The 20,402-nt window shown below is 62.5% G+C and carries 18 protein-coding genes; 12 read left to right on the top strand and 6 right to left on the bottom strand.

Features of this window, described 5'->3' with window-relative positions; genetic code table 11:
• Window positions 1–110: 110 nt before the first annotated feature.
• Window positions 111–2,147 (bottom strand): AsmA family protein, encoded by a 2,037-nt coding sequence (locus K0F86_RS18165; protein ID WP_219135693.1) that lies wholly within the window; start codon window positions 2,145–2,147, stop codon window positions 111–113.
• Between the two features lie 260 nt (window positions 2,148–2,407).
• Here K0F86_RS18165 and K0F86_RS18160 point away from each other — a divergent pair, with 260 nt between their 5' ends.
• The 7 genes from K0F86_RS18160 to K0F86_RS18130 all read left to right on the top strand — a co-directional run bounded on the left by K0F86_RS18160 (window position 2,408) and on the right by K0F86_RS18130 (window position 7,055).
• Window positions 2,408–2,812 (top strand): DUF4398 domain-containing protein, encoded by a 405-nt coding sequence (locus K0F86_RS18160; RefSeq protein ID WP_219135692.1) that lies wholly within the window; start codon window positions 2,408–2,410, stop codon window positions 2,810–2,812.
• A gap of 32 nt (window positions 2,813–2,844) precedes the next feature.
• Complete coding sequence (locus tag K0F86_RS18155) at window positions 2,845–3,744, top strand: OmpA family protein (RefSeq protein WP_219135691.1); 900 nt, start codon at window positions 2,845–2,847, stop codon at window positions 3,742–3,744.
• A 192-nt stretch (window positions 3,745–3,936) separates the two neighbouring features.
• Window positions 3,937–4,473 carry a ferritin-like domain-containing protein gene (locus tag K0F86_RS18150; protein ID WP_070224913.1) on the top strand — a complete coding sequence of 179 codons (537 nt, stop codon included), beginning with the start codon at window positions 3,937–3,939 and terminating at the stop codon, window positions 4,471–4,473.
• Window positions 4,474–4,531: 58 nt separating this feature from the next.
• Window positions 4,532–4,834, top strand: coding sequence for a YqjD family protein (locus tag K0F86_RS18145; RefSeq protein WP_034786336.1), 303 nt, complete (start codon window positions 4,532–4,534; stop codon window positions 4,832–4,834).
• Between the two features lie 18 nt (window positions 4,835–4,852).
• The gene (locus K0F86_RS18140; RefSeq protein WP_219135690.1) at window positions 4,853–5,239 is read left to right on the top strand and encodes a phage holin family protein; all 387 of its coding nucleotides are present in this window, start codon (window positions 4,853–4,855) and stop codon (window positions 5,237–5,239) included.
• 185 nt (window positions 5,240–5,424) lie between these two features.
• Window positions 5,425–5,763, top strand: a complete 339-nt coding sequence (locus K0F86_RS18135) for a hypothetical protein (protein ID WP_219135689.1) — start codon at window positions 5,425–5,427, stop codon at window positions 5,761–5,763.
• Between the two features lie 137 nt (window positions 5,764–5,900).
• Complete coding sequence (locus tag K0F86_RS18130; RefSeq protein WP_219135688.1) at window positions 5,901–7,055, top strand: patatin-like phospholipase family protein; 1,155 nt, start codon at window positions 5,901–5,903, stop codon at window positions 7,053–7,055.
• A gap of 167 nt (window positions 7,056–7,222) precedes the next feature.
• Here the strand turns inward: K0F86_RS18130 and K0F86_RS18125 are convergent, their stop codons facing one another.
• The 3 genes from K0F86_RS18125 to K0F86_RS18115 all read right to left on the bottom strand — a co-directional run bounded on the left by K0F86_RS18125 (window position 7,223) and on the right by K0F86_RS18115 (window position 8,237).
• Window positions 7,223–7,525 carry a hypothetical protein gene (locus K0F86_RS18125; RefSeq protein WP_219135687.1) on the bottom strand — a complete coding sequence of 101 codons (303 nt, stop codon included), beginning with the start codon at window positions 7,523–7,525 and terminating at the stop codon, window positions 7,223–7,225.
• A 45-nt stretch (window positions 7,526–7,570) separates the two neighbouring features.
• The gene (locus K0F86_RS18120; RefSeq protein ID WP_010396415.1) at window positions 7,571–7,723 is read right to left on the bottom strand and encodes a DUF3309 family protein; all 153 of its coding nucleotides are present in this window, start codon (window positions 7,721–7,723) and stop codon (window positions 7,571–7,573) included.
• A gap of 67 nt (window positions 7,724–7,790) precedes the next feature.
• Window positions 7,791–8,237, bottom strand: coding sequence for a glycine zipper 2TM domain-containing protein (locus tag K0F86_RS18115; protein WP_219135686.1), 447 nt, complete (start codon window positions 8,235–8,237; stop codon window positions 7,791–7,793).
• A gap of 269 nt (window positions 8,238–8,506) precedes the next feature.
• Here K0F86_RS18115 and K0F86_RS18110 point away from each other — a divergent pair, with 269 nt between their 5' ends.
• From K0F86_RS18110 to K0F86_RS18100, 3 genes are all read left to right on the top strand, one after another.
• On the top strand, window positions 8,507–9,061 hold the full coding sequence (locus K0F86_RS18110; protein WP_071078642.1) for a hypothetical protein: 555 nt from the start codon (window positions 8,507–8,509) through the stop codon (window positions 9,059–9,061).
• An 82-nt stretch (window positions 9,062–9,143) separates the two neighbouring features.
• Entirely contained in the window at window positions 9,144–9,455 is a 312-nt protein-coding gene (locus tag K0F86_RS18105) for a BON domain-containing protein (RefSeq protein WP_071078641.1), read from the top strand.
• A gap of 177 nt (window positions 9,456–9,632) precedes the next feature.
• Entirely contained in the window at window positions 9,633–10,724 is a 1,092-nt protein-coding gene (locus K0F86_RS18100) for an AI-2E family transporter (protein WP_219135760.1), read from the top strand.
• A 55-nt stretch (window positions 10,725–10,779) separates the two neighbouring features.
• Here K0F86_RS18100 and K0F86_RS18095 read toward each other — a convergent pair whose 3' ends face one another.
• Both K0F86_RS18095 and K0F86_RS18090 read right to left on the bottom strand, forming a co-directional pair.
• Window positions 10,780–11,727, bottom strand: a complete 948-nt coding sequence (locus K0F86_RS18095) for a YihY/virulence factor BrkB family protein (RefSeq protein WP_219135685.1) — start codon at window positions 11,725–11,727, stop codon at window positions 10,780–10,782.
• Window positions 11,728–11,797: 70 nt separating this feature from the next.
• Window positions 11,798–12,826 carry an OmpA family protein gene (locus K0F86_RS18090; protein ID WP_219135684.1) on the bottom strand — a complete coding sequence of 343 codons (1,029 nt, stop codon included), beginning with the start codon at window positions 12,824–12,826 and terminating at the stop codon, window positions 11,798–11,800.
• A 478-nt stretch (window positions 12,827–13,304) separates the two neighbouring features.
• On the opposite strand from K0F86_RS18090, the gene K0F86_RS18085 reads away from it, so the two are divergent.
• Both K0F86_RS18085 and K0F86_RS27625 read left to right on the top strand, forming a co-directional pair.
• The gene (locus tag K0F86_RS18085; RefSeq protein WP_257572217.1) at window positions 13,305–19,055 is read left to right on the top strand and encodes an alpha-2-macroglobulin; all 5,751 of its coding nucleotides are present in this window, start codon (window positions 13,305–13,307) and stop codon (window positions 19,053–19,055) included.
• Between the two features lie 17 nt (window positions 19,056–19,072).
• Window positions 19,073–20,402, top strand: a 1,330-nt coding sequence (locus K0F86_RS27625; RefSeq protein WP_257572222.1) for a transglycosylase domain-containing protein, incomplete at its 3' end; no start/stop codon positions are given.

Genomic DNA, 20,402 nt, shown 5'->3' with positions numbered 1-20,402 from the left:
GTCTTGGGTGTTTCAGGCACGATCACAGAATAGGATTGTGACAAGGCAGGGTCTGTTCGGCAACGCACATAGGGCTGTAACAATTGTAATCGTGCACGGCCAAGTGTGACTCACCGGCTTTTGCGCGGTGTCTTGCCCGGTTTCGGCGCCACCGGCTTGATGCGCGCCTGGGCCAGCAGGGCTGCGCATTCGCTGTTTTCGCCGGGACCGGCATTCACCAGCGGCAGCAGCGCCGCCACGGGCGCCACCACGGCCAGCGCCAGGGCGCCGCCGGCGCGCAGGGCCAGCACGCCCTTGTCGACGCTCACGTCGGGCTTGCTGAAGGTGCCCCGCACATACAGGGGCGAGCGCAGCGAAAAGATGCGCAAGCCCTTGCTGTCCGGCTGCAAGGTCAGGTCCAGCTGCTCGTTGGCCAGGTTCACCGTGCCGTCGATATGCAGCACGGCATCGTCCGTGTCGACGAGGAACTGGCGCGTGCGCATCAGCCCCTTGGTGACGACGAAATCGGCGGCCATGCAGTTCAGCTTGACCTGCTTGTCGCCCACCAGCTTGGTCAGCACGATACTGCCGATATTCAAGCCCATTTCTTCCAGCAGCAGCTTGCTGATGCTGCCCCGGTCGATCAGCGCGCGCACTTCGCCGTTTGAACCGCCCAGCAGGCTGGCGACGGAATTGCCCGTGGCCGACAGCGAAGCGTCGCCATTGATTTCGCCCACGCTCGCTTGCAGGGCCGGCAGGCGGGGAAACAGTTGCTGGATGTGCAGATGGCGGGCGCTGGCCTTGAGTTCGGCCGCGATGCCGTTGGCGATGACCTTGCCGCTGCCGTCCAGCCTGATCTGCGACGTCAGGGTGCCGCCCGCCACGTTGAAGTTGAGCGGCGTCAGGGACAGCACGCCATCCGTCAGTACCAGATGCGTGTCGAGCTTGCTGATCGGCAATTCGGCGTCACGCGTGATTTTATCGGCCGTGTAGCGCACGTCGGCATCCAGGCTGGTCCAGCGCTCCGTCTTGAAGGTTTCCACCGGCAGCACGCGGCCGGCCGGCTGCGTCGACGGCACGCCACGCTCCTTCTTGCTGGCGCTGGAATCGGCGCCCACCAACGGACCCAGGTCGGAAAATTGCAGCAGGCGCGAGTGGACTTCACCCGTCAGGCGCTTGCGCGGCTTGCTGGCGGAAAACGCCAGCTTGCCGCTGATGTCGCTGGAACCCACCTTGCCGCTGAACTGGTCGTACACCCATTCGCCGCCGCGCGGCGCCAGCGTGCCCGTCAAATGGCCTTCCGTGCTGAAGTGCGGCGTTTCCGGCAACAGCACGCCCGTCAAGGGATACAGGCGCGCCATGCTGGGCCCGGATATTTTCAGGCGCACGTCGAGCGCGGCCAGGTCCGCCGGGCGCGTCAGCGTGCCTTCGATGGCCACGCTGCTGCCGCTTGCGCGCATGTCGGCCTGGATGGGGAAGGGCGTGCCTTGCTGCTGCAGCGACAGCACGCCGCCCGCCTTGCCGCCGCCCTTGACGCTTTCGCCATGATATTTGCCCGATAGCGTCCAGGCGACGCCGTAGCGCGCATCGTCCGCGATGGTGTCGACGTCGGCGCGCATCGCCGTGTGCGTGACAGCATCGTCCAAGGTCACGCTGCCCTTGCTGAAGACCACGCTTTGCAGTTCCAGTTGCCACGGCGACGGCTGCTCCTGCTTGTCGAAGGTCCAGTTGTTCTTGCCATCCTTGTTGCGCAACAAGCGCACCTGCGGTGTGTCAAAGCGCAATTGCGGGATGATGATTTTCTTGCCCAGCAGGGCCAGGGGATTGAGTGTGAACGCCAGCTGGCTCACGCTGGCCAGCTGCGCCTGCTCATCCGTTCCTGCCATGGCGCTTGGGTTGCCCAGGCGCACGTCCTTGGCCTGCAAGTGCGGCCACGGCAGGTAGGCGCGCCAGCCTTGTTGCCCTGCGGTCGATGGCTGCTGCCATGTCAGCGACAGGTCGCCCGCGATGGCGAAGGGCCGGCCCAGCGCTTCGCTGGCGCGCGCATTGAGCCAGGGCTTGGCGCGGTTCCAGTCCATATTGAGCAGGACGACGGTGGCGACGACGGGTAACGCGATAAGTACGGTAGCACTGGCGAGGGCGATTTTCTGGCGGCGTGACAGTTGCATGGGGGACTATTCTTTCTGGACAAGTAGACACGATGCTACAGGAATCGCTACAAAGCCGGGCCCGTTTCTCGCTTTTACGGCCCGGCACGTGCGCTGGCGCACGTTGCCCATGCAAGTATTGTCGATTTCTTACTCTATGTGCGGCACCGAACGGATATGTGGGGAGCCAGAGCCTATAACGTCATACATCAAACGCAGTTCCTGATTCCAGATGTACCGACGTTGATACCTACCGCTTAACATTCTCCAGGAGAAAAAAAATGACAAACCGAGATTTCATCAAAACCCCCGTGACCGCTCTGGCCGCCTGCCTCACCGCCGTTGTTCTGATGACGGGCTGTTCCAGCCTGAAAACGCCAGCCACGGCCGATGTCGCCGTGTCGCGCGCCGCCGTCGATAATGCCGCCAGCGCCGGCGCCGCCGAGCTGGCGCCCGATGAAATGCGTTCGGCCCGCGAAAAAATGCGCATGGCTAACCAAGCCTTGAAAGACCACGACTACAAACTGGCGCGCGACCTGGCCGACCAGGCGCAAGCCGATGCCAAGCTGGCGCAAAGCAAGGCCAACTCGGCCAAGGCCACCAGCGCCGCCGATGAAATCAACGAGAACATCCGCGTCATGCGCGAAGAACTCGACCGTGCCAATCAGCAAGCTCCAAAACAATAATCAACAACAATAACTAATAACAGGATTCCATCATGAAAAAAGCTACTTACACCACGATTCCCGGCCTGCTGGCCATGGCCGCTCTTGTTGCCGCCTGCAGCTCCGCACCGACCACCACCAGCCTGCTTGACCAGACGCGCGGCGACTACATGGCGGCGCAATCGAACCCGCTGGTATCGACCTATGCGCCACGCGAATTCCGCGAAGCCAGCGCTGCGCTGGAAGCGGCAAACGCGGCCGCCACGCGCCAGGATGATAGCGAAAAAGTCGACAAGCTGGCCTATCTGGCCAAGCAAAAGATAGCCACGGCGCAAGAAGTCGCCAAGCAGAAAGCCGCGGAAGCCGATGTCGCCAACGCCGGCAAGCAGCGCGATCAATTGCGCCTCGATGCGCGCACGCAGCAGGCTGACCAGGCCACGGCCCGCGCTCAGTCGGCGCAAGCGGATGCGCAAGCGGCCAAGGCCCAGGCGCAAGCGGCCGAAGCGTCGGCCCGCGATGCGCAAGCCCGCGCCGCCGGACTCGAAGCGCAACTGGCCGACCTGGCCGCCAAGAAAACCGAACGCGGCATGGTCATCACCCTGGGTGACGTGCTGTTTGGCACGGACAAGGCGAACTTGACGGCCGATGGCGTGAATACGGCGCGCAAGCTGGCCGACGTACTGAAAAACAACCCGCAGCGCACCGTGCTGATCGAAGGCTTTACGGATAGCACGGGCGGCTCCGCGCATAACCTGGAATTGTCGCAACGCCGCGCCGAATCCGTGCGCAATGCATTGCTGGAGCAAGGCATCGGCCGCGACCGCATCGCCACGAAAGGCTACGGCGCCGCCTATCCGGCCGCCGGCAATGACAGCGCGGCGAATCGCCAGCTGAATCGCCGTGTGGAAATCGTCCTGTCGGAAGATAACACGGCCATTCCCGCCCGCCGTTAAAACACCAGGCCAAACCTGCTGCGCGTCGCGACTTGCGGCCTCCGATGCTCACTGTGCTATAGCACAGCTCCGCTTCTCGGCCACAATTCACTGCCGCTCGCGACGGTTTTGCCTAGTGTTTGATTTGTTAGTAGGCAGCACCGGCCGAAGGTTGGCCGGTGGATACCCATGCAAGACTTGAAAGGAAACATCATGACCCAAACATCTGTTGAGATTCCAGCTGGTATCGACACGGCCGCCATCCGCGCGGCCGCCAAAAACCTGGACGACGGCGCCGTGACGGCCGGCTACCAGGGCGATCGCCAGGAGTTGATCACCCTGCTGAATGGGGCGCTGGCCACCGAACTGGTGTGTATTGCGCGCTACAAGCGCCATTACTACACCGTGAGTGGGCGCGACAATGGCACCATCAAGGCCGAGTTTCTGGAACATGCGCAGCAGGAGCAGGAACACGCCGACTGGCTGGCCGAACGCATCGTGCAATTGAATGGCAAGCCAGATTTTAATCCGGCAACATTGCTTGCACGTAGCCATGCCGAGTATGATGACTCCGAAGACGTGCAAAGCATGGTGCGTGCCAATCTGATCGCGGAACGGGTGGCGATCGAGTCGTATCGCCAGATGATCGTCAAAATCGGCGACAAAGACCCGACCACGCGCCATTTGTTGATCAAAATCATGGCTGTCGAAGAAGAGCACGCCGATGATATGCGCGATCTAATGGAATAGTGTTTTTGAGTAAAGTAGGTATAGTAACTACATTCATCCACAGCTAAGGAGCTAAACCATGTTGGAAAACAATATCACCACCGTCAATAACGATGTCAAAACCCTGGTCAAGGATGCGCAAGCCCTGTTCAGCGCCGCTGCCGCCCTGACCGGCGAAAAAGCCGATGAAGTGCGCGTCAAGGGCATGAAAACCCTGGACGCCGCCCTGGCCAAGGCGCACGAAGCGCAAGCGTCTGCCATCGTTGCCACCAAGCAGCTCGCCTCCCAGGCGGACGGTTATGTCAAGGAAAATCCATGGCGCACGGTGGCCGTCGCCGCTGGCGTCGGCGTGCTGGTCGGCTTCATCCTGGGCCGCAAGTAATCCACTGTCAGGAGCGATATGGACAAGTCTGCTTCGTCTCACCAGGGGCCGGGATTGATCGGCTCGGTCGCCGGCCTGGCCAAGAATGCCGTCGGACTGATGTTGTCGCGGCTGGAACTGGCCACCATCGAACTGTCGGAAGTGCGCAATCACATGCTGCAGCTGGTGGTCATTTTCGCGCTGGCGACGGTGGCGGGCTTGTTTGCCATCGCTTACGGCAGCGTGTTGATCGTTTTCCTGGCCTGGGATAGCCTGGGCTGGAAGATCCTGGCGATCATGACGGTCGTGTTCGTACTGCTGGCCATCGCGCTGGTCATGTATGCGCGCGCCATGCTGAGTCAAGGAAAGTTGTCCATGCCCGCCACCATGGCGGAATTGAAGGCCGACCGCGACATGCTGATGTAAGAGCCTATTCCAGTAGTGAGCGTCATCTGCTGGTAGTTCATCAGGAGCGCGGACAAGGCGTGAGGAGGACGCGTGGCGAGCCACGCGACGACGATCAACGCAGTCCCCGCTTCTGAGGGGCGCCAACAGGGGATGTATTCATCATCTACTGGGATAGGCTCTAAGCTGCCTTACGAGGAGAATTCATGTCGGAAAACGACAAACCGGCGGCGCAAGCCGCCCGCAAGCGCATGCTGATCGCCCAGGGTGAAATGTATCGCGTCGGCATCGTGCATGCGCGCGCCAACGTAGGCTATGCATTGCGTCCCGAATCGCTGTTGCAGGGCGTGGTCGAGACGGCGGTCGGCTTTGCCGGCCACCGCGTCGAGTCCTTGCTGGCGCCGGGCGGCATGCGTTTGCAAGGCGCCATGCCCTACGTGCTGACGGCGCTATCGTTCATCGGTCGCAAGAAGCTGGTCAAGCCGGCCCTGGTCCTCTTGGCCGTTGCCGCCGTTGCCGCCAGCTGGCTGCGCCGCAAGCGCTGAACGCCAGTCATGTTGCACAGGAACGCCGTCATCGACGGCGTTTTTTTTTGCCCGCACCCAAGGTCCGACGCGCACCGACGCAATCCCTTACAATGATACCCGCCGCATTCCGCGCGGCGGACAGAGGGGCCATCTTGATGACGCATTCGAAGACACCGATCAATCAGTTAAATCCCTCGCGCCTGCGCATCGTGCTGGTACTGCAGGGCGGCGGCGCACTGGGTGCCTACCAGGCCGGCGTCTACCACGCGCTGCACGAACATGGCCTGGCGCCCGACTGGGTGGTGGGCACCTCCATCGGCGCCATCAATGCCGCCATTTTGGCCGGCAACAAGCACGAGGACAGGCTGGTGCGCTTGAAACAGTTCTGGCAGCGCGTGGCGCACCGCGACAGCGTCGACATGAATATGATTTCTGATCAGCAGCGCCGCTCGAACATCTGGCTGGCCACGCTCGATACGGTGCTGCGCGGCGTGCCCGGCTTCTTCAAGCCGCGCACCTTCAGCCTGTTTCCCGCCGGAATCGCCGTGAAACCGGAGGAAGCCAGCTTCTACGATACGGGCGAGCTGGCCAGCACGCTGGAGGAACTGGTCGATTTCGATTACCTGAACCAGCCGGGCGGCATGCGCCTGACGGTCAACGCGCTGCGCGTCAAATGCGGCAGCCTCGTCAGTTTCGACAGCCAGCAGCAAGCGCTGACGGCCGAGCATATCCGCGCCAGCGGCGCCTTGCCGCCCGGCTTTGCCGGTGTGCGCGTCGATGGCGATTTATATTGGGATGGCGGCCTGTACTCGAACACGCCGCTGGAAACCGTGCTCGACGACACGCCCCACGTCGACACCCTCGTCTTCATGGTGGATTTATGGAGTTCGGAAGGCCCGGAACCGACCACCCTCGATGAAGTACAGACGCGGCAAAAGGACGTCACCTTCGCCTCGCGCTCGAAACGGCATATCGAAGATTACGTCAACACGCATACCTTGCAGCACAAATTGCGCGAACTGTACGCCAAGTTGCCCGACAGCGCGCACAACCGCCAGCAGACGGAAGAGCTGGTAGCGCTGGGCTGCGACAGCACCATGCACATCGTGCGCTTGCCGTACGCGGGGCGCGACTGGCACATGGCGGCCAAGGATATCAATTTTTCCAAGGGCTCCATCGAATGGCGCTGGGAGCAGGGCTACCAGGACGCCTTGCGCGCCATCAAGGCGGCCGGCTGGCTGGCCTTTGTCACGGAAGACACGCCGCTGGTGGTGCACGAGCTACCACCCTACGAGCGTGACGCCGCTTAGTGACGCCTGTCAAAACCTGCTGCGCGTCGGTATAGGCGGCCTGCGATGCTCACCGGCTCGGCGCCCCCGTACAGAGTACGGTTGCGCTTCTTAGTCACCTCTCCCTTCCGCTCGCGACGGTTTTGTCAGGCGTTGCGGTTTGTCTGGCGTCGCAACAGCACGACGCATCACTGCGGATGGGCTGCCTCGCGCAGTTTTTCCGCGTTTGCCATGTCTTGCCGGTAAGTATCTTGCGCATCCTTCAGGCAGCTGGCGCGCGTGGCGGAGGGTTCTGAACGGCAGGCTTTTTTGGCCTCGGCCAGGGCCGCGGCGATTTCCTTGCGCAAGGTGCGCAGCTGGGCTTGCGCCGTGCTGTCTTCCTGGTACCAGCGTTGCGGGTCGCCCGCTTGCGGTGTGGCCGTCTGGGCCAGTGCCAGTGGCGCCAGGCTGCAGGCGAACAGGGTGGCCAAGAGTGTGTTGTGGATAGTCATGATATTTCCTCCTTGAAATAGAAAAGGCGCCGCAGCGCCTTTTTTTTACAACCTGCCCGTCAGTAATAGCAGGATCAGTATCACGACGACCAGGCCGGCGATGCCGCTGGGGCCGTAACCCCAGTTGCGGCTATGCGGCCAGGTAGGCAGGACGCCGACCAGGGCGAGGATCAAGATGATCAGAATGATGGTGCCCATGGCAACTCCTTGTTATCGTACGACTTATGCGGGATGGCGGACGCTTGCTGGCAAGCGCCGCCGAAAATTAATAGCGGTAGACGCGGCCGTCAACGACGCGCACGCGGTTGCCCGGGCGCAAATCATTCGCGCTGTCCTGCACCAAGGTGCGGTATTCGCCGTTGTCGAGGCGCACGCTGATCTGGTAGGCCTGCGCTTGCTGCTTGCGGCCTTCCACCTGGTTGCCGACCAGGCCGCCAGCGACGGCGCCCGCCACGGTGGCGGCCGTGCGTCCGCTGCCCGAACCGATGGTATTGCCCAGCAGGGCGCCGGCGATGCCGCCGACCACCGCGCCGGCGCCGCTGCTCTGTCCGCCGCCTTGCACGATCTGGATGGAGTCGACAGTGCCATACATGGCGGACTCAGGCTGGTTGGCCGGGTAATACTGTTGTGACTGGGTAGGGCCGGTGGCGCAACCGCTGAGCACGGCGGTGGCAGCGAGCATCAGTGCAGCCAAGGTGGCGTTGGTTTTCATTTTATTCTCCTGACGAGGTGAGGGTGTAGTGCCATCTTAGTCACGCCCCTGTCCCCGGTCTGTACGCTGCCGCACGCACTTATTTGCTGTCGAAAATGGCGTTGTGGGTTGGAGCGACCCAGCAAAACGTTGTTATTTCTCCCTGACTGCCTTCCGCGTTCAAAATAAATTACTTGTGTACGGCAGCGTACAGAAGAGCGGCGGCGATCCACGTAAAACGGTAGTCATGCCAAGCAGACATGCTTGCTACCACCAGGGAGAAATACAACATGAACAAGAATAAGCTCTTCACCGCCATCGTCGTCAGCCTGGCATGCGCCGCCTGGGGCGGCCAGGCAGTGGCCGCCACGCCGGAAGCGAAAGCAGCCTACAAGGCGGCCAACGAACAGGCGGGCCTGAATTACAAGCTGGCACATGCCGAGTGCGAAAAAATCACGGGCAACCCGAAGGATGTCTGCATCGCCGAAGCGAAGGCCGTGCGCGCCTACGATGAAGCAGTTGCTCAGGCGCAATATACGAATACCCTGCGTGCCTACACCAAGGCGCGCATCAAGATTGCCGATGCCAATTACGACGTCGACCTGGCCCGCTGCAATGCGCTGACGGGCAACGACAAGGATGTCTGCGTCAAGCTGGCCAAGTCCACCAAGGTGGCGGCCCTGGCTGACGCCAAGGCAGACAAGAAAGTCATCGAAGCGCGCAGCGATGCGCGTGAAGCAAAAAGAAAAGCCGAGTACAAGGTCGCGACAGAAAAATGCGATGCATTGGCCGGCGCAGCCAAGGATGACTGTATCAAGGCTGCAAAAACCCAGTTTGGCTACTGAGCTCCCTCCGGCGCGCAGTCACCACACTGGTATAAGAAGCTCATTGTGAGCACATTGATTGACCACTCCTAAGGAAAAAACCATGAAATTCACTAAATCTATCGCTACTGGCCTGTTCATCGCTTCCCTGTTCGCCGTTGCAGGTTGCGCTTCGACCCCAACCAAAGAAGGCACGGGCGAGTACATCGACGACGCGGCCATCACCACCAAAGTGAAAGCCAGCATCTTCAATGAGCCTACCCTGAAATCGACGGAAATCAACGTTGAAACCTTCAAGGGCGTGGTTCAGCTGAGCGGCTTCGTTGCCCAGCCAGCCGATGCCGCCAAAGCGGGCGAAATTGCCCGTGGCGTCAAGGGCGTGAAGTCGGTGAAAAACGACATCCGCGTCAAGTAATGGCCTGACCTGCCGCAGTGCCCAGCCCCAGGGCTGGTCCTGCGGCCCTCCACCGACCGTCGCGGGAATCGCATGCATATCCAGCCTACAGATACCCCGCCCGAGCCGGTGGCGGCTGCCTCCACCGAGCCTGCCGGGCCACCTCCCGGCGCGCCCGTGGAGCAGCCAGACTCAACCTTGCGCCTGCCGCTGCATGTCAATGCGCGTGGCCTGGCCCTGGGCATCATCGCCACCGTCAGCTTCATCTATGCGCTGCAGTGGGCACAGAAATTCCTCATTCCCGTCATCTTCGGCATTTTCATTGCCTATACCCTCAATCCCGTCGTTACCTGGCTGGAAAAGCTGCGTCTGCCGCGCGCCATCGGCACCACGATCGTCACGGCCCTGATACTGTTCGGTTCCGTCGTCGTGATCGAGCGCGTGCAGGGCGAATTTGAATCCATCGTGGAAGAGTTGCCGGCCGCCACACAGAAACTGTCGCGGCTGATCGCCGAGAACACGGGCGGCAAGAACAGCACCTTCCAGAAGATGCAGGCCGTGGCCAATGCAATCGAGCAAGTGGCCGCCGGCGCCGAGGCCCGCCGCAACAACCGCGCCGCCGCCGCCGCCGAGGCGCCCAACTTCAAGATCATGGACTGGGTCTGGGCCGGCTCGCTGGGCCTGGTGGGCTTTCTCAGCCAGGCGACCATGGTCATCTTCCTCGTGTTTTTCCTGCTGCTGTCGGGCAATACCTTCAAGCGCAAGCTCGTCAAGCTGACGGGACCGTCGCTGAGCCGCAAGAAGGTCACCGTGCACATCCTGGAAGACATCAATACCTCGATCCAGAACTATATGTTCATGCTGCTCGTCACGAATGTCTTGCTGGCCGTCCTGATGTGGATCGCCCTGCGCATGATCGGCCTGGAAAACGCGGGCGCCTGGGCCATCGTGGCCGGCTTGCTGCACATCATGCCGTATTTCGGCCCGCTGCTCATCACCATCGCCACGGGCCTGGTCGCCTTTTTGCAGTTCGAATCGCTGCAAATGGTCTTGCTGGTGACGGGCACGTCGATGGCCATCGCCACCCTGGTGGGCACCTTTGTCACCACCTGGATGACGGGACGCATCGCCCGCATGAATCCCACGGCCGTGTTCATCAGCCTGCTGTTCTGGGGTTGGTTGTGGGGCGTCTGGGGCTTGTTGCTGGGCGTGCCCATCATCGTCATGGTGAAGGTGGTGGCCGAGCGCGTGCAAGGCATGGAAGTGGTGGCCGAGCTGCTGGGCGAGTAGTTCTCTAACATGCAAACGGCGCCCGCGGGCGCCGTTTTGACATGCGTCAGTCTGTTCAGGACTGGTGGCGTTTCAGTATCTTGACTTGCACGTCGCCGTCGTCCGTCTTCGGCATGTCCTTCATGCTGCCCAGCTGCAGGGCGAACTGGCGCGTGAATTCGGCGCCCAGGAAGAAGATTTGCGCCGAGTAATACACCCACAGCAGCAGGGCCACCAGCGAACCGGCCGCGCCATAGCTGCTGGCCACGCCGCTATTGCCGATATACACGCCAATCGCATATTTTCCCAGGGAAAACATGAAGGCCGTGCCCACGGCGCCGATCAGCACGTCGCGCCAGGACAACCGCACGCGCGGCAGCATTTTATAGATGACGGCAAACAGGCTGGCGATGACGGCAAAGCCGATCAGGTTCGACAAAATGGTAAACAGCACGGCCGTGTCTTTCCACACGCCTTCCCAGAAGTTGGCGAGGATGGCCATGGCGGCGTTCACCACCAGCGACACCATCAGCAGGAAGGCCAGCACCAGCACCAGGCCGAAGGACAGCAAACGCGTGCGCAGCATGTCCCAGGCGCCCGCTTCCTTCAGCGGCGGTACTTGCCAGATTTCATCGAGACTGGCTTTCAGTTCGGCAAACACGCTGGTGGCGCCAAACAGCAGCAGGGCGCTGGCGATGAGGGTGGCGATGCGGCCCTGCTCATGGTTCTTCGCGCCGGCCAGCACCAGCTGGATGGCTTCGGCGCCCTGCGTGCCCAGCAAACCCTGCAGTTGACCCATCAGTTCGCCGCGCGCGGCGGCCGGACCATAGAAAAAGCCGGCGATGGCAATCACCAGCACGAGGATGGGGGCGATGGAAAACAGGGTGTAATAGGCGAGGGCGGCGCCCTTGCTTGAAGCGCGGTGCTCCAGCCATTCGGTGACGGAACAGACGATGACGCTGCGCATTTGCTTGCCGAACGGCGCCAGGCCGGCCAGGCGGGGATAGCGGGTAGAAAAATTCATGATGACTTTCAATGCAAAAAAGGGGCGCGAGCCCCTTTTTTTATTCACAAGTGGCGTACCACTGTTGAGTTTACTGCACGCGGCGTTCGATGGTGATTTGTTCCACTTCAACGCGGCGGTTTGGTTCCAGGCACTTGATCAGGTCGGCACGCTTCTTGTTATCGCAGGTGACGACAGGATTGGTGGAACCCTTGCCTTCGGCCGTCAGGCGGTTGGCGGCCACACCATGGGCGACCAGGTATTCCTTGACTGCATCAGCGCGCTGCTGCGACAGTTTCAGGTTGTACTTGGGCGAGCCGATGCGGTCGGCATAACCACTGATGACGACGTTGTTGACGTCCGGCGCTGCATTCAGCACGCGGGCGATTTCGTCGAGCTTGGTCTGTGTCGGACCCAGCTTGGCGCTGTCGAACGCGAACAGTTCCGTTGCCGCCATCGTCACTTTTTCAAAGCGTGCTGGCGGTGGTGGCGGTGGTGGTGGCGGCACGACCACGACGACTTCCTCGCGCACTGGCGGCGGTGGCGGTGGTGGCGGCGGTGCAGGCGGTTTGTCGAACGCGAAGTTCAGGCCCACGGTGACGTAGTAGTTGTTCGACTTGCTGCTCGGGTCGAAGGTATTGCCGCGCAGGAAACCGTGCACATTGCGTACGTCAGCCTGGAGGGACAATTGATCCGTGATGCTGGACTGGAAGCCCAGGCCCACGCTGGCGTACGGCGAACTCTTCGTGCGTTCACCGAAGGCGGAGCTGGTGTCCTTGTCGCGCTGCATGCCGGCACCGACCAGCAGGAAGGGACGGAAGGCTTTACGCGAGAACATGTACAGGCCGTCTACGCCCAGCGTATTTTGCTGGTAGCGCTGACCGCCATCCTTGGAGCGGGCGTATGTGGTGCCCAGCTGGATATCCCAGTCCGGGGAAACAGGTTTACCGAAACGCAAGCCTGCGCCATAGCCGGTTTTATCCGTGGCAAAGTCGGAATCTGGCTTGAGTGCGTTGATGCTAGGTTGAATGTACCAGGAGGGATTGATTTCCTGGGCCTGTGCGCCGAGGGCGGAGCACAGTACTGCGGCGGCAACGGCGATTTTTTTTAGATTATTCACAAGTAACTCCCAACGTTGATAAGAGATTTTCTCTGCTGCATCAATGCGACAACTGCCAGACATGCTATTGCTAGAGATAGACGATAGACAACAATTCCAGGTGCGCTTTCTTGCGATAAATGCACTGCTGTTGGACTAGAGAATACGGTTGCAGGTTCAACCGGTCGGTGCGTTGGCGCACAAAGCATTGTTGTACATCAATGGTGTTGCAGATTCACGACAAATACTTTGCTGTTGAAAAAAACTAATTCGCCTCGGGAAAATTTTGCAATCACGGCCACTTCCGGGCGCCGCGACGGCAGGCAATCGTACGACTTGTTACTGGCATGCCACTGTATATTAGCAACAATGATGGGCTTGATAACTAATATTACATTGATGTTGTATTCCTGCCGCGTTCGCTTGCCTTGTCTAGCTTCCACCGGGCAACTTTTGCGCGCCGCAGCCAGCTCCGCCACTTTTCATCAAGGAGTTACCCGTGCCTGACCTTCCTCGTGTTTTTTCTTCCCCGCTGTTTGGCAAGCTGGGCCGGCTATGTCTGTCGCTGTCGCTGGGCCTGGCTATGCCGGCCTGGGCCGATAGCGGCGTGGCCCTGTTTTCACCGAGCGGCACGGTCAAGGCGGTGCGCCAGGTGCGGGCCCAGTTCGCCACGCCGATGGTGCCGTTCGGCGACATGGGCTTGCCCGCACCGTTCGCCATCGATTGCGGCAAGGCCGAGCCTGGCGTCGTGGCGGGGGCGGGGGCGGGGCGCTGGGCCGACGAGCGCAACTGGAACTTTGATTTCGAGCGCGACTTGCCGGCCGGCGTAGCCTGCAGCTTCAGCTTGAAGCCGGGGTTGAAGGACCTGGCGGGCCAGCCTTTGCAGGGAACGACGTCGTACCGCTTTTCCACGGGCGGCCCGGCCATCGTCGAGGCCGTACCGTATGACGGTCAGCCGTATATCGATGAAAACCAGATCTTCGTGCTGGGCCTGGATGCCGCGCCGAACGAGGCCAGCGTGGCCGCGAACGCGTATTGCCGCGCCGACGGCATCAATGAAAAGATTCCCGTGCGCTTGTTCAAAGGCAAGGAACTGGAGCAGGTATTGACCCTGCGCAAGAGTTTCCTCGACCGCTACCTGACTGTCTACTTCAAGAAGCGGGGCACGGTCTGGAAAGTGGGCATGCCCGTCGCCAGCAAGGGCGCGCCGCCGCTGCCCGTCACCGTGCTGCAATGCAAGCGCAGCTTCCCCGCCAACGCCAAGGTCTCGCTCGTATGGGGCGAGGGCATCGCCAGCGCCAGCGGCATCGCCACGGAGAAGGCGCAAACCCTGCAGTTCAAGACGCGGCCCGATTTCACGGCCAAATTCAGCTGCGAGCGCAGCAATCCCAAGGAACAGTGCATCCCCTTCCTGCCCATGCGCGTGCAATTTTCCGCGCCCGTGAGCGCTGCGCAGGTGCGCGCCATGACCCTGAAGGGCGGCGGCAAGACGTATGCGCCGACGATTTCAAAAGACGAAGAAAAAGCGGAATTCCTGTACGGCGCCACGTTCAACGGCCCTTTCCCCGTGCAAGCCAGTTTCGTGCTGGCCCTGCCACCGAAACTGACGGATGACGCGGGCCGCGCCTTGCTCAACCGCGCGCGCTTTCCCATGACGGTGCGCACGGGGGAACAGCCGCCGCTGCTGAAATTCCCGGCCCCGTTCGGCATCATCGAAGCCAAGGGCGACGGCTTGCTGCCCGTCACCGTGCGCAATATCGAGCCCGTGCTGTCAGGCAAGGAAGTGACAACGCCATCGGCTGCCGCCACGGGCGCCACCTTGCGCGTGCCCGACAATGACGACAAGTTCATCATCGAGTGGATGCAGCGCCTGGCCGGCAATGGCGACGGGGGCGAGTACTGGCAACCGTACGCCCAGTATGCGGGCAATATGAGCAAATCCGTGCTGGCGGACGCCGCCGGCGCGCGCCCCATCAGCCTGCCACGCCCCGATGGCAAGAAAACCTTTGAAGTGATCGGCATTCCTTTGCTGAAACCGGGCTTCTATGTGGTCGAGCTGGCCAGTCCCATCCTCGGCAAGGTGTTGCTGGGCAAGCCGACCACGGCGTACATCCGCACGGCCGCGCTGGTGACGAACCTGGCGGCGCATTTCAAGCATGGTGCGCAATCGTCGCTTGTGTGGGTGACGTCGCTCGACAAGGGCGCGCCTGTTGCGAAAGCGCAAGTGGCCGTGCGCGACTGCGCCGGCAAGCTGCTGTGGCAAGGCGCCACGGGCGCGGACGGCGTGGCGCACATCCCCGGCGAGCTGGCCAACTCCAGCTGCAAGAACAATGGCGGCTACTTTATCAGTGCGCGCAGCGGCGGCGACATGACGTTCACCCTGTCGGACTGGGTGGGCGGCATCGAAGCCTGGCGTTTCAATTTACCCACGGACGACACGCGCGCCGACAACACCTTGCTGGCCACGGTATTCGACCGCACCCTGCTGCGCGCTGGCGAAACCGTGCACATGAAGCATTTCATCCGCAAGCACACGGCCGAGGGCATGAGCCTGGTCGACAAGAACAACGGTCCCGGCAGTGCCACCTCCGTCGTCATCACGCACCAGGGCAGCGACCAGAACTATCAATTACCGCTGCGCTGGTCGGCCAGCGGCACGGCGGAAAACGACTGGGGTATTCCCGCCGACGCCAAGCAGGGCGAATACAGCGTCACCATGGCGGGCCGCCCGTCCGGCAGTTTCCGCGTGGAAGCGTTCCGCGTGCCGACCATGAAAGCCGTGCTGCAGGGACCGAAAGCGCCCGCCGTGCAGGTCAGGCAGCTGGCCCTCGATGCGCAAATCACGTATCTGGCCGGCGGTGCCGCCACGAATGCGCCCGTCAAGCTGCGCACGCTGCTGCAAGACAAGAGCGTGACGTTTGCCGACTATCCCGATGTCAGCTTCAGCAATGGCGACGTGAAGGAAGGCCTGGTGAAGCAGGGCACGGGCTACGACGACGATGAGGGCGAGTGGCAGGACGAAGGCCGTGGCGGCCCCTCTGGCGCCGGAGCGGCTGCCGCGCGCACGCAAAGCTTGACCCTGGACAAGGCGGGTGGCGCGCGCATCGTCATCGACCAGCTGCCGCAGTTGTCCGTGCCACGCGACCTGGTGGCGGAAATGGCGTTCCAGGATGCGAATGGCGAGACAGCCTCCGTCGCCACGCGCGTGCCGCTGTGGCCATCGAATGTTGTGATCGGCATCAAGCCCGACGCCTGGGCCTTGAGCAAGGATGCCTTCAAGTTCACGGTGGCCGTGCTCGGTACCAATGGCAAGCCCGTGGCGAATGCGCCGGTCGCCGTCGACTTCTTCCAGCGCAACAGTTACTCGCACCGCCGGCGCCTGATCGGCGGCTTCTATGCGTATGAAAACAGCAGCGAAGTCGTCAAGCTGGGCCCGGCTTGCTCTGGCAAGACGGACAACAAGGGCCTGTTGATGTGCGACGTGAAGGCGCCCGCCAGCGGCAATCTGATTTTGCGCGCCCGCACGCAGGATGCAGCCGGCAACGCGGCGGTCGCCAACCGCGAAACCTGGGTGGCCGGCAGCGGCGACTGGTGGTTCAACGCCAGCGACAATGACCGTATCGACGTGCTGCCTGAAAAGAAACGCTATGAACCGGGCCAGGAAGCGAGCTTGCAGGTGCGCATGCCGTTCCGTTCGGGCACGGCGCTGATCACGGTCGAGCGCGAAGGCATCCTCGACACCTATGTGCGCCAGCTCAATGGCCGCGAACCGGTGGTGAATATCCCGGTCAAACCGAACTACGCGCCGAATGTATATGTGTCCGTGTTTGTCGTGCGCGGGCGTGTCGATGGCGTGCAGCCGACGGCCTTGGTCGACTTGGGCAAGCCGGCCTACAAGATGGGCATCGCACCGCTGAACGTGGGGTGGCAGGCGCATGAGCTGAACGTCATGGTGGTGTCCGACAAGGAAGTGTACAAGACGCGCGACAAGGCGGAGGTTTCCGTGCGCGTGCGCCGCGCCGACGGCAAGGCCTTGCCTGCCGGCGCCGAAGTGGCGCTGGCGGCCGTCGACACGGGTTTATTGGAACTGATGCCCAACGATAGCTGGAAGTTGCTCGATACCATGATGGCGCAGCGCAGCCTGCAGGTGGAAACGGCGACGGCGCAGATGCAGGTGATCGGCAAGCGCCACTTCGGCCGCAAGGCTTTCCCGGCCGGCGGTGGCGGCGGCAAGGGTGCCAGCCGCGAGCTGTTCGACACCCTGCTGTTCTGGAAGGGCACCGTCAAGCTCGACGCCAAGGGCGAGGCGACCGTGCAAGTGCCGCTCAACGATTCCTTGACGGGATTCCGCATCGTTGCCATCGCCAGCGCGGGCAAGGAATTGTTCGGCACGGGCAGCACGGACATCCGCAGCTCGCAAGACTTGATTTTGATGTCGGGCTTGCCGACCCTCGTGCGCGAAGGCGACCAGCTGCGCGCCGGCTTTACGGTGCGCAACACCTCGGCCGCCTCCTTGAGCGTGGAACTGAACGCCACGGCGGCCGGCAAGGCCTTGCCGCGCCAGAGCTTGACGTTGGCGGCGGGCGAAGCGCGCGAGGTGGGGTGGGATTACCAGGTGCCGCTCGGTGCACAGAATATCGTGTGGGAGATAGGCGCGAAGGCGGGTAGCCATACCGATAAACTCAAAATCACGCAAAAGGTGGGCCAGGCCACGCCCGTGCGCACGTATCAGGCCACCTTGCTGCAGGTCGACAAGCCCGTCAATATGTCCGTGCAAATGCCGGCCGGCGCCTTGCCGGGGCGGGGCGGCATCCAGACCAGCTTTGTCGCCAAGCTCGGGGGCGAGCTGCCCGGCGTGCGCGAATACATGGCCGCGTACCCGTACACCTGTTTCGAGCAAAACACGTCGAAGGCCATCGCCCTGCACGACCAGGAGGCGTGGAACAAGCTGGCCGCCAGCCTGCCCGCCTACCTGGACAGCGACGGCTTGCTGAAATATTTCCCCATCATGGAGCAGGGCAGCGACAGCCTGACGGCGTATGTACTGTCGGCAACAAGGGAAGCGGGCTATGCGATTCCCGAACAGACGAAAAACCGCATGGAAGCAGCCTTGACGGCCTTCGTGCAGGGCCGCATCGTGCGCCATTCCGCGCTGGCCACGACCGACCTGGCCGTGCGTAAACTCGCTGCGCTGGAGGCGCTGTCGCGTTCCAATAAAGTGCCGCCCGATGCGCTGGAGAGCATCAGCATCAGCCCGAACCTGTGGCCCACGTCCGCCGTCATCGACTGGAGTTTGTTGCTGCAACGCACACCGAGCCTGGCGCGCCGCGATGCCTTGCTGGCCGAGACGCAGCAGATTCTGCGTTCGCGCCTGAACTTCCAGGGCACGACCATGGGCTTCTCCACCGAGCGCAAGGATAACTGGTGGTGGCTGATGGTCTCCGGCGACGTCAACGCCAACCGTTTATTACTGGCCGTGATGGACGACCCGGCATGGAAGGACGATATCGGCCGCCTGGTGCGCGGCAGCATGGGGCGGCAGAAGAAGGGGCGCTGGGATACCACGGTGGCCAACGCCTGGGGCACCCTTGCCATCGATAAGTTCTCGGCCAAGTTCGAATCCACGCCAGTGACGGGCGCCAGCGCCGTCAAGCTGGGCGGCGATACGCAAGCGCTCGTGTGGAATGGCGCGGCGAAAGTCGGCCCCGTGCTGCAGGCGTGGCCGAAGGGCACGGACACGCTGGGTCTGGCGCACAGCGGCACGGGTAAACCGTGGGCCACGGTGCAAAGCCTGGCGGCCATCCCGCTCAAGGCGCCCGTGTCCAGCGGTTACACGATCAAGAAAACCATTACGCCAGTGGAACAGAAAACCACAGGCCTATGGTCGCGCGGTGATGTCTACCGCGTGCGCCTGGATCTGTCGGCGCAGGCGGACATGAGCTGGGTGGTGGTCGACGACCCGATTCCCGCCAGCGCCACCGTGCTGGGCAATGGCCTGGGGCGCGATTCGCAGCTGCTGACGGCCGGTGAAAAATCCACGGGCTGGGTCTGGCCCACGTTCGAGGAGCGGGCCTTCGACGCTTTCCGCGCCTACTACGCCTTCGTGCCGAAGGGCAACTGGAGCGTGGAATACACGGTGCGCCTGAACAATGCGGGGGATTTCAGCCTGCCGGCCACGCGCATCGAAGCCATGTATTCGCCCGAGATGTTTGGCGAGTCGCCCAATGCGAATGTGAAGGTGGGGCAGTGAAAGGGTTTGTTTTACTGATGGGCTGCCTGCTGGCCGGCCCGGCCGTCGCTGAAGCGATATTGACGCCGGCCCAGGTGCAGGCTGCCTACCGTAGCTCGGAAGCGCAGTTGCTGGACCGCAGCGGCGCGCCCTTGCAATCGTTGCGCGTGGACATGAAAGTACGGCGCTTGCCGTGGGTGCCGCTGGCCGACATCTCTCCCGCCGTGCAGCAGGCCGTGCTGCTGGCGGAAGACCAGCGCTTCATGCACCATGGTGGCGTGGATGTGTCCGCGCTGGCCACGGCCGCCTGGGACAATCTGTTTTCCAAGAAAGCCCGGGGCGCTTCGACCATCACCATGCAGCTGGCGGGCCAGCTGGACGCGGACTTGCAGGCGTCCTCGGGCGGCCGCAGCCTGCGCCAGAAATGGGACCAGATGCGCACGGCGCAAGCCATCGAGGACAGCTGGAGCAAGGCGCAGATTTTCGAGGCGTATTTGAACCTCGTATCGTTCCGTGGCGAGCTGCAAGGCATCGCCTCCGCCTCCTACAGCCTGTTCGGCAAGGCGCCGTCCGGCCTGAACCAGACGGATGGCATCATCCTGGCCAGCCTGGTGCGGGCGCCAAACGCGCCGCCGGCCACCGTCACGCGCCGTGCCTGCGCGCTGGCCAAAGAGTGGCGCATGGACAGCAGTTGCCAGCTGATTGGCCAGCGCGTGCAGACGGCCTTGCAGCGCACGGCCCTGTACGCCGACCTCGCGCCGGCGCCGCAGGTGGCGCAGCAGCTGCTCAAGCAATCGGGCGCGTCCGTGCGTAGCACCCTCGACGGTCCCTTGCAGCGCTTCGCGCAGGAAAACTTGCGCCAGCAGCTGGGATCTTTGCGCGAGCGCAATGTCAACGACGGCGCCATCATCGTGCTCGACAACCGCAGCGGCGACATCCTCGCCTATGTCGGCAATGCGGGCGGCAGCCACGTCGATGGCGTGACGGCCCTGCGCCAGGCGGGTTCCACCCTGAAGCCTTTCCTGTATGAACTGGCCATCGAGCGCCGGCTGATGACGGCCGCCTCCGTCATGGACGACTCGCCGCTCGACGTCGCCACCGCGTCGGGCATGTATGCGCCGCAAAACTACGACCGCAATTTCAAGGGTTACGTCAGCGCCCGCACCAGCCTGGCCAGTTCCCTCAACATTCCCGCCGTGCGCACGGTGCTGCTGACGGGACAGGACGGCTTCTACAACCGCCTGAAGGACGTGGGCCTGTCCAGCCTGACGGAACCGGCCGAATACTACGGCCCCTCGCTGGCGCTGGGCTCATCGGAAGTGACCCTGCTGGAACTGGCCAACGCCTACCGCGCGCTGGCCAATGGCG

The organism is Janthinobacterium sp. UMAB-60 (assembly GCF_900095235.1).
GTDB lineage: Bacteria > Pseudomonadota > Gammaproteobacteria > Burkholderiales > Burkholderiaceae_D > Janthinobacterium.
This window is presented reverse-complemented; position numbering and strand designations above follow the sequence as displayed.

Coding starts and splice junctions, on each gene's coding strand:
- K0F86_RS18165 (WP_219135693.1), bottom strand. CDS start 2,147: ATGCAACTGTCACGCCGCCAGAAAATCGCCCTCGCCAGTGCTACCGTA.
- K0F86_RS18160 (WP_219135692.1), top strand. CDS start 2,408: ATGACAAACCGAGATTTCATCAAAACCCCCGTGACCGCTCTGGCCGCC.
- K0F86_RS18155 (WP_219135691.1), top strand. CDS start 2,845: ATGAAAAAAGCTACTTACACCACGATTCCCGGCCTGCTGGCCATGGCC.
- K0F86_RS18150 (WP_070224913.1), top strand. CDS start 3,937: ATGACCCAAACATCTGTTGAGATTCCAGCTGGTATCGACACGGCCGCC.
- K0F86_RS18145 (WP_034786336.1), top strand. CDS start 4,532: ATGTTGGAAAACAATATCACCACCGTCAATAACGATGTCAAAACCCTG.
- K0F86_RS18140 (WP_219135690.1), top strand. CDS start 4,853: ATGGACAAGTCTGCTTCGTCTCACCAGGGGCCGGGATTGATCGGCTCG.
- K0F86_RS18135 (WP_219135689.1), top strand. CDS start 5,425: ATGTCGGAAAACGACAAACCGGCGGCGCAAGCCGCCCGCAAGCGCATG.
- K0F86_RS18130 (WP_219135688.1), top strand. CDS start 5,901: ATGACGCATTCGAAGACACCGATCAATCAGTTAAATCCCTCGCGCCTG.
- K0F86_RS18125 (WP_219135687.1), bottom strand. CDS start 7,525: ATGACTATCCACAACACACTCTTGGCCACCCTGTTCGCCTGCAGCCTG.
- K0F86_RS18120 (WP_010396415.1), bottom strand. CDS start 7,723: ATGGGCACCATCATTCTGATCATCTTGATCCTCGCCCTGGTCGGCGTC.
- K0F86_RS18115 (WP_219135686.1), bottom strand. CDS start 8,237: ATGAAAACCAACGCCACCTTGGCTGCACTGATGCTCGCTGCCACCGCC.
- K0F86_RS18110 (WP_071078642.1), top strand. CDS start 8,507: ATGAACAAGAATAAGCTCTTCACCGCCATCGTCGTCAGCCTGGCATGC.
- K0F86_RS18105 (WP_071078641.1), top strand. CDS start 9,144: ATGAAATTCACTAAATCTATCGCTACTGGCCTGTTCATCGCTTCCCTG.
- K0F86_RS18095 (WP_219135685.1), bottom strand. CDS start 11,727: ATGAATTTTTCTACCCGCTATCCCCGCCTGGCCGGCCTGGCGCCGTTC.